Here is a 6,749-nt window from a genome sequence, read left to right as displayed (position 1 = left end):
CCAAATAAATTAGCCAGCCAATAAAATTGAACTGGTTGATACATCGATAAACCACTGACGATCGCTAGTAGTAAAATTGGAATAATACTGGTGTAAACAATCCGATGCCAAGCATACGATCGTCGTTTGGGATTGGTGCTAGCTTGTAAAGCTTTGACATCCTGAGATCTCACAAATCGATCGCGCCATCGTCGCGTCCAAAAGATATATATGCCATAACCTAGTAGATTTAAAGCATAAACCCACATCAAAGCAAAATGCCAATTACGTCCCCCAGCTAACCAGCCACCGAGTGTAATTAGCCAGGGTATATGTAGTCCATCTCGTCCGCCAAATACGGGATTTGCATTATAAATTTGTAAACCACTAGCGACCATTCCAAATAGACTAATAATATTAACCCAATGGAAGATCCTGACGATCGCCGGTTGTCCGATTGGTAATTTTTTAGTTGTCGTCACTTGCATCTATAGCCATCCTAAAATCAGAGAGAGGGGTGAGGCAAAAATTGTGATGACTCCCATCTACTATCCACTATCCACTATCGACGATCCACTATTTCGATTAAGATGTTCAAAAACTTGTGGTATGCCGTCGAATTTAGTAACGAGATCGCTACCAACCCTAAATTGCTGAAAATTCTCAATCGAGAGCTGGTATTGTATCGCACTACAGATGGTCAAATTCAAGCGATGAATAATGCTTGCGTTCATCGCGGTGCGGCACTGGCTCAGGGTTACGTGGCTAAAAACTGTATTATCTGCCCGTATCATGGTTGGGAATATCAACCCGACGGTACTTGTGTCAAAATTCCCTCACAGTCACCTACAGCCACCATTCCCAAACAAGCCAAAATAACCACTTACCCAGTACGGGAGAAATATGGTTGGATTTGGCTATTCCTGGGCGATGGAGAGCCATGCGAACTACCATCTATCCCCAACTTCCCTCAGGTTGAATCTAACGGTTTTAGGGCGATTCAAGGGAAGTTTCATTGCAATGCTAATTACGAGCGCGTACTCGAAAATATCTTAGATTTTGCCCACGCACCTTTCGTACATGCGAGAGCGTTTGGCGATCCTAATCTGCCAGGATTTGAAGATTTAGTAGTTGAGAATTATGCTGGAGGTGCTAGTGCGATAGTGCGGATAGCTGCGACACCACCCAAAGGTTTATGGAAGTTCTTGGTAAAAGACAAACGCGAACTAGTGAAAACACGCATGGGGTTTTTCCTCCCCAACTTATCATTTCTCGACATTTATCTGCCATTTGGACAATTAACAATTTGGACTGCTCATGTGCCCATCGATCTCCACACCACAGTGAGTAAATGGATGAATTTTCGCAACTTTTTTACAGGTAAATGGGCAGATCGAGATACTTACAACCGCACGATTAAAATTTTCGAGCAAGACAAACCAATTGTCGAATCCCAACGCCCACAGCTCATCCCCACCGATCTTAATGCCGAACTGTATGTACCCGCAGATGCCCTACAGTTGCAATACCGAAAACTGCGTCAGCAAATTTTGATTAAGAATTAGAACTAATTTTGTGTAGAAATGCTGGGAAACTTATATTTTAGTGACCGAGGTTACAGTTAGATCTATTCTTCATGTCATAATTGGGTTATAAGCAGACAACTAAGGTAAGTAGTCAATATGTAGACCGAGGAGGGTAAGTGAGTATGCTTGAAAAAATTATTTTGGCGATCGCCATTACATTCTCACTATCCTGGAGCGTTCAAATCAAACCACAACCAAGAGTAGTAGCAATGGGCATAGACGCTCATTGGGACACCGTACTCGTGCAAAGTGCAGTTAAATTGGATGAACCTCGATCGAAAGTTTTTGTTTTGTGAGTCAATTCACTTGAGTGGACTTTTTGGCGTTGCTGAATGCAAGTAGGATAATCGACCGTTTAGATCTCCAAAAACGTAGGTAGGGGCAATTCATGAATTGCCCCTACCTACGTTTTCATACCTTAATTCAGCAACGCCGACTTTTACTGTTGCTCTGCGCGGCGCGCTTGTCTTAAAAAGATGCGCGTCAAGACAAGACAGCGGCTCACCTTAAAGACGGATTCCCCACTGGACGGGTCTCCCGCCCAGTTGTCAAAAAAGGTGAGACAAGACAGTCGGGGATGTAGCGTAATTCTGAAAAGTTCAATTTCTAAGCGTTCTTAGTCTCACATCTTGCGACCGTGCAAAGTATAATGGTATTCCCGATTTCAACTTTCTGTCTTGTCTCGGGAAACCCTCTCCTGCGGAGACGCTACGCTTACGGGAAACCCGAGGAGCGCGAGCCGCAACTTTCAACTTTCAACTAAATTCCATGTCCAGATCTCGCGAACCATTTATCAATCTTGTTTTCTACCACGCCTTTAAACAGTCATTAATCAATCCCTTCTTCTACTGGTATCTCAACGGCAAAGTAGAAGGTACAGAACATATCCCCAAATCTGGTGGATTCGTGGTGGTGAGCAATCATGGTAGTAACTTCGATCCGCCCTTGTTGTCGGCTGCAGTGCTGCGTCCAGTATCATACATGGCAAAAGAAGAACTGTTTGAAGTGCCAGTATTGAAAAATGCCATTAAATTATATGGTGCTTATCCCGTCAAACGGGGTGCGGTCGATCGAACGACGATCCGCACAGCATTAGCTTACCTCGAACAGGGTTGGGGGGCGGGGATTTTTCTATCTGGTACACGCACACCCGACGGAAAAGTAGTAAATCCCCAACCAGGTGCGGCGTTGATTGCGGCGAAGGCGCAAGTACCCTTACTACCTGTCTGTTTGTGGGGAACTCATCTGATCGAGCAAAAAGGTAAAAAATACCCCCAAGCTACTCCGGTGACAGTGCGAATTGGTGAATTAATTTTGCCACCAACTTCGACAAAAAGATCGGAACTCGATCGAGTCACCGATTTATGTACAACTAAAATCAACGAGTTGCACGATTTAGGTCGATAATTCAGTCTCAGATTAATGGTAAAATTAACCACACAAATATCATCTATCGGTCGAAATAATGACAGAAAATCTGCGGGAGCAACTGAGCGCACTGATTGACGAAGCTGAATTAGAATGGTTGAAACCACACATCCAAAAAGATGCGGTAATTATTGTCGTGCCCGAACTCGATCTTTTGGATGTTGGTGTCGCTATCTCTAGCGATAACACTCAGTCAGTCCAACATTGGATTAGCGAACAACTGCTCGTCAAACCATCTCCAGAAATTTTAAACCGCTGGAATGCTAATCCTCACCAGAAATTTCAAGCAATGATTATCCAGCCTTATATTTTAGTAAAAGAACTGGCAATAAGCACGGGAGTCTAGGTCAATAATGTACTGAAATAGCCTAATGTGGATGTTTCTCGATCGAACTAATTAATTTTATGATGCTGGTGTAATCACTCGATCGATCGCATAAACAATACCATTTTTAGCAGAAGCATCTGTTGATAAAACTGTTGATTTACCAATTTTGATTCCATCACTCAAATCAATATCGATCGTCGAACCATCTATTGATACGATCGAAATTATTTGTTGCCCTAGTTCGCACTTTTTTAATAGATCTTTATATCCAAGCTTTCCAGGTATGATATGAAGACTCAATACTGTCGTTAGCAGTGATATATCCTGCGTTAGGAAGTTTAAATTCACTCTAGATAGCTGCGAAAATGCCAGATTATTAGGTGCAAATATTGTAAAGTCACAACTATCATCTAAAATTTTATCTAGACTGGTAACTTTTAGGGAGGTAGCAAAAATTGAAAGTTCTCTGGCATTGAGAATCGTATTAAGAATATTTGCCATATAGAGCAAAAGATCGGGCACACACTGATGCCACGAGAGAGTAATATTCATAGATGCTATGACGATCGAATCGATGCTGACAAGGTATAGAATAGTGTTTAGATCGAAGTTATACTACTCTATCTATATCGATTGTTTATCTGGTATTATTACTCTATCTGAGTTACGTTGATGAGTTAAATAAACATCCGATCGACTTTACAACGCTAGACAATACAGCACTTCCAACAATGAGTTACAGTCTAATCTCTGAAAGTTAGTCAGTGAGTAGGTTAAGAATAAAAAATGTACCTCACGACAGCCGGAAGTGCTGTTAGATTTAGATTGAACTTATTTAAGCTAATATATATCAATTGTCTATAAGATTGATTGCTATTTTATTGCCAGATCAAGTATTTAATGGTGTATTAATATGGCAACCCCTTTTATATATACTAAATCGTCAATCGGGATCTGCTATGTTCTAATTTTTCTAGCAGAATTGACGGCTCCGCTTGAATATGTATTAGGACATTTATATGTGATTCCGATCTTGCGAACTGCTGGTCGGTTGACTAAAAATGGTGTGTCAACACTAAAGAACATAGCTACCACATTAATACTGACAAGAATCTGTGTATTTCTGACCTTATTTGATTTTATATTTCATGAACCGCTCGAGTTACGATCGATCGCGACAGAAGCGATCGATGCTGTGGCAATTTTAGGATTAGAACGTCAGATTACGTTCAATTTAAAGTGTGATGAGCCAACAGATCGACAAGCTGAATTGACTGGCGATCGATTGCAATTAAGTAGAGTATTTAGTAACTTACTGAGTAATGCTATTTATCATTCACCTCATGGTGGACAGATCGATGTCACAATTGATGGTCGAGATCGTCAGTATGTCGTGGGAATCTTAGATCGATGCTTGGGAATAGCTTTAGCCGATTTACCATTCATATTCGACAGATTTTATCAGGCTCAGAATCAATAGAAAGGATCTAGATTAGGACTACATTTATCGCGTCAAATAGTTGAAGCACATGGGGGGGAATCTGCGCAAAATCTGTATTCCCCCAAGGTGCTAAGTTTTGTTTTAGCTTGCCTATCAAAAATTCAAAAAATGTCGAATTTATTGAAGATATTACTGGTTGAAGATGATGAACTATTTCGGTTGGGGCTGCTGACCTGTCTTCAGCAAGAGTCTAGTGTCGAACTAGTTGTAGAAGCTGCAGATGGCGAAACTGGATTCGATTTAGCCAGACAACAAGCTTTTGATATTGTTATCCTAGACCTAGTTTTACCTGGATGGGATGGAATTGAAACTTGTCGTCAATTTCAGCAATTTTATCCCAATTTACCAGTCCTAATTTTAACTTCTCATCCAGAAAAAAATCTAGTGCTGACACTAATTGAAGCAGGAGCAAAGGGCTACTGTCAAAAGGGAATTGATGCCGAAAAATTGGTATTGGCAATTCGATCGATCTCGACAGGTGCCACCTGGTGGGACCCTAATGCCAGCTATCAGATCTATGCTGCAATCAACCAAGTCGAGCAATTGTCATCTGTAGTGGATGAATTGCAGTTAACTAAGCGTGAATTGGAGGTGTTGACCTTAATTGCTCAAGGTCGAACCAATCAACAGATTGCCCAGATGCTATTTATTACCGCTGGCACAGTGAGGGTTCACGTTCATGCTATTTTAAAAAAGTTAAATGTCCGCGATCGAACTCAAGCTGCAATTTTTGCTCTACAACAGAATTTGATCGCCTAAAATCAAACAGAAAAATTAGGGGTAGGGGTAATTTATGGATTACCCCTACCCCTAATTTTGACAGCTACACGAGCTTATTCGGGAGCATCAGTGTCATCATCATCATCGTCTTCTTCCTCCGCTTGTTTGAGCGTATTCGCAGATACTGGTACACCAGTATTTAGCTTGTCTAATACCTGCTGTTGGACTTTTGCGACAAATTCCTTATTGTCTTCCATATACTTGACAGTATTATCGCGCCCTTGAGCGAGATTATCGCCTTCATAGCTGTACCAAGCACCACGACGAGTGATAATCCCAGTTTCTTCGGCGAGATCTACCAAACAACCAACCGTTGAAATACCTTTCCCAAAGATAATATCGAACTCCGCAATGCGGAACGGTGGGGCGACTTTATTTTTAGCAACTTTGACTTTCACCCGATTACCATATTCGCCCTCATTCGCGCGTTTGAGGGTTTGAATCCGGCGAATATCCAATCGTACCGATGCATAAAATTTGAGTGCGGTACCACCAGTAGTGGTTTCGGGGCTACCATAAGTCACACCGATTTTTTGACGCAGTTGGTTGATAAAAATTACCGTACAACCAGATTTGGAAATACTCCCAGTAATTTTCCGCAAGGCTTGGCTCATTAACCGCGCTTGTAAACCCATATGAGAGTCTCCCATATCACCTTCGATTTCGGCGCGCGGTACCAATGCAGCTACAGAGTCAATTACGACGATATCAACAGCAGCCGAACGGACTAATTGATCGACAATTTCTAAGGCAGCTTCGCCAGAGTCAGGTTGGGAAACGAGCAGATTATTGATATCTACACCTAGAGCCGCAGAATAGGTCGGATCTAGCGCGTGTTCGGCATCAACAAAGGCGGCTACTCCGCCCGCTTTCTGGATTTCCGAAATTGCGTGGAGTGCGAGGGTTGTTTTACCCGAACTTTCTGGGCCATAAATTTCAATGACTCTACCTTTGGGTAAACCGCCACCCAAGGCAATATCCAACGTCATTGCGCCACTCGAAATGGTCTCTACCCGCATCCGAGTAGCATCACCAAGACGCATAATCGCCCCTTTCCCAAAAGATTTCTCGATCTGGTTGAGGACTAAATTGAGGGCTTTTTGTCTGTCTGGGCTATTTGTGATTTGGGTTGCCATTAAATTAGGGG

Annotated in this window: 9 protein-coding genes; 6 read left to right on the top strand and 3 right to left on the bottom strand. The window is 42.1% G+C overall.

The window, feature by feature from the left end:
• A partial coding sequence (locus tag RMO55_RS06900) for a cytochrome b/b6 domain-containing protein (protein WP_310425254.1) occupies positions 1-461 on the bottom strand: 461 nt, incomplete at its 3' end.
• 108 nt (positions 462-569) lie between these two features.
• On the opposite strand from RMO55_RS06900, the gene RMO55_RS06895 reads away from it, so the two are divergent.
• The 4 genes from RMO55_RS06895 to RMO55_RS06880 all read left to right on the top strand — a co-directional run bounded on the left by RMO55_RS06895 (position 570) and on the right by RMO55_RS06880 (position 3,339).
• Positions 570-1,544, top strand: coding sequence for an aromatic ring-hydroxylating dioxygenase subunit alpha (locus RMO55_RS06895; RefSeq protein WP_310425251.1), 975 nt, complete (start codon positions 570-572; stop codon positions 1,542-1,544).
• A 143-nt stretch (positions 1,545-1,687) separates the two neighbouring features.
• A complete protein-coding gene (locus tag RMO55_RS06890; protein ID WP_310425247.1) occupies positions 1,688-1,861 on the top strand; it encodes a hypothetical protein in 174 nt (57 codons plus the stop codon).
• A 472-nt stretch (positions 1,862-2,333) separates the two neighbouring features.
• A complete protein-coding gene (locus RMO55_RS06885) occupies positions 2,334-2,972 on the top strand; it encodes a lysophospholipid acyltransferase family protein (RefSeq protein ID WP_310425244.1) in 639 nt (212 codons plus the stop codon).
• Positions 2,973-3,030: 58 nt separating this feature from the next.
• Positions 3,031-3,339 carry a DUF2288 domain-containing protein gene (locus tag RMO55_RS06880; protein ID WP_310425242.1) on the top strand — a complete coding sequence of 103 codons (309 nt, stop codon included), beginning with the start codon at positions 3,031-3,033 and terminating at the stop codon, positions 3,337-3,339.
• 57 nt (positions 3,340-3,396) lie between these two features.
• On the opposite strand, the gene RMO55_RS06875 is transcribed toward RMO55_RS06880, so the two are convergent.
• On the bottom strand, positions 3,397-3,873 hold the full coding sequence (locus tag RMO55_RS06875) for a fasciclin domain-containing protein (protein WP_310425240.1): 477 nt from the start codon (positions 3,871-3,873) through the stop codon (positions 3,397-3,399).
• A gap of 361 nt (positions 3,874-4,234) precedes the next feature.
• On the opposite strand from RMO55_RS06875, the gene RMO55_RS06870 reads away from it, so the two are divergent.
• Entirely contained in the window at positions 4,235-4,801 is a 567-nt protein-coding gene (locus RMO55_RS06870; protein ID WP_310425237.1) for an ATP-binding protein, read from the top strand.
• A gap of 129 nt (positions 4,802-4,930) precedes the next feature.
• The gene (locus tag RMO55_RS06865; RefSeq protein ID WP_310425234.1) at positions 4,931-5,581 is read left to right on the top strand and encodes a response regulator transcription factor; all 651 of its coding nucleotides are present in this window, start codon (positions 4,931-4,933) and stop codon (positions 5,579-5,581) included.
• A gap of 74 nt (positions 5,582-5,655) precedes the next feature.
• Here RMO55_RS06865 and recA read toward each other — a convergent pair whose 3' ends face one another.
• Positions 5,656-6,738 carry a recombinase RecA gene (gene recA, locus RMO55_RS06860; RefSeq protein WP_310425256.1) on the bottom strand — a complete coding sequence of 361 codons (1,083 nt, stop codon included), beginning with the start codon at positions 6,736-6,738 and terminating at the stop codon, positions 5,656-5,658.
• Positions 6,739-6,749 lie beyond the last annotated feature (11 nt).

Source organism: Chamaesiphon sp. VAR_48_metabat_135_sub (assembly GCF_031418915.1).
In the GTDB taxonomy this organism is placed as follows: Bacteria; Cyanobacteriota; Cyanobacteriia; order Cyanobacteriales; family Chamaesiphonaceae; genus Chamaesiphon.
Note: the sequence above shows the minus strand (reverse complement) of the source record. Positions and strands in the feature narration are given on the sequence as shown.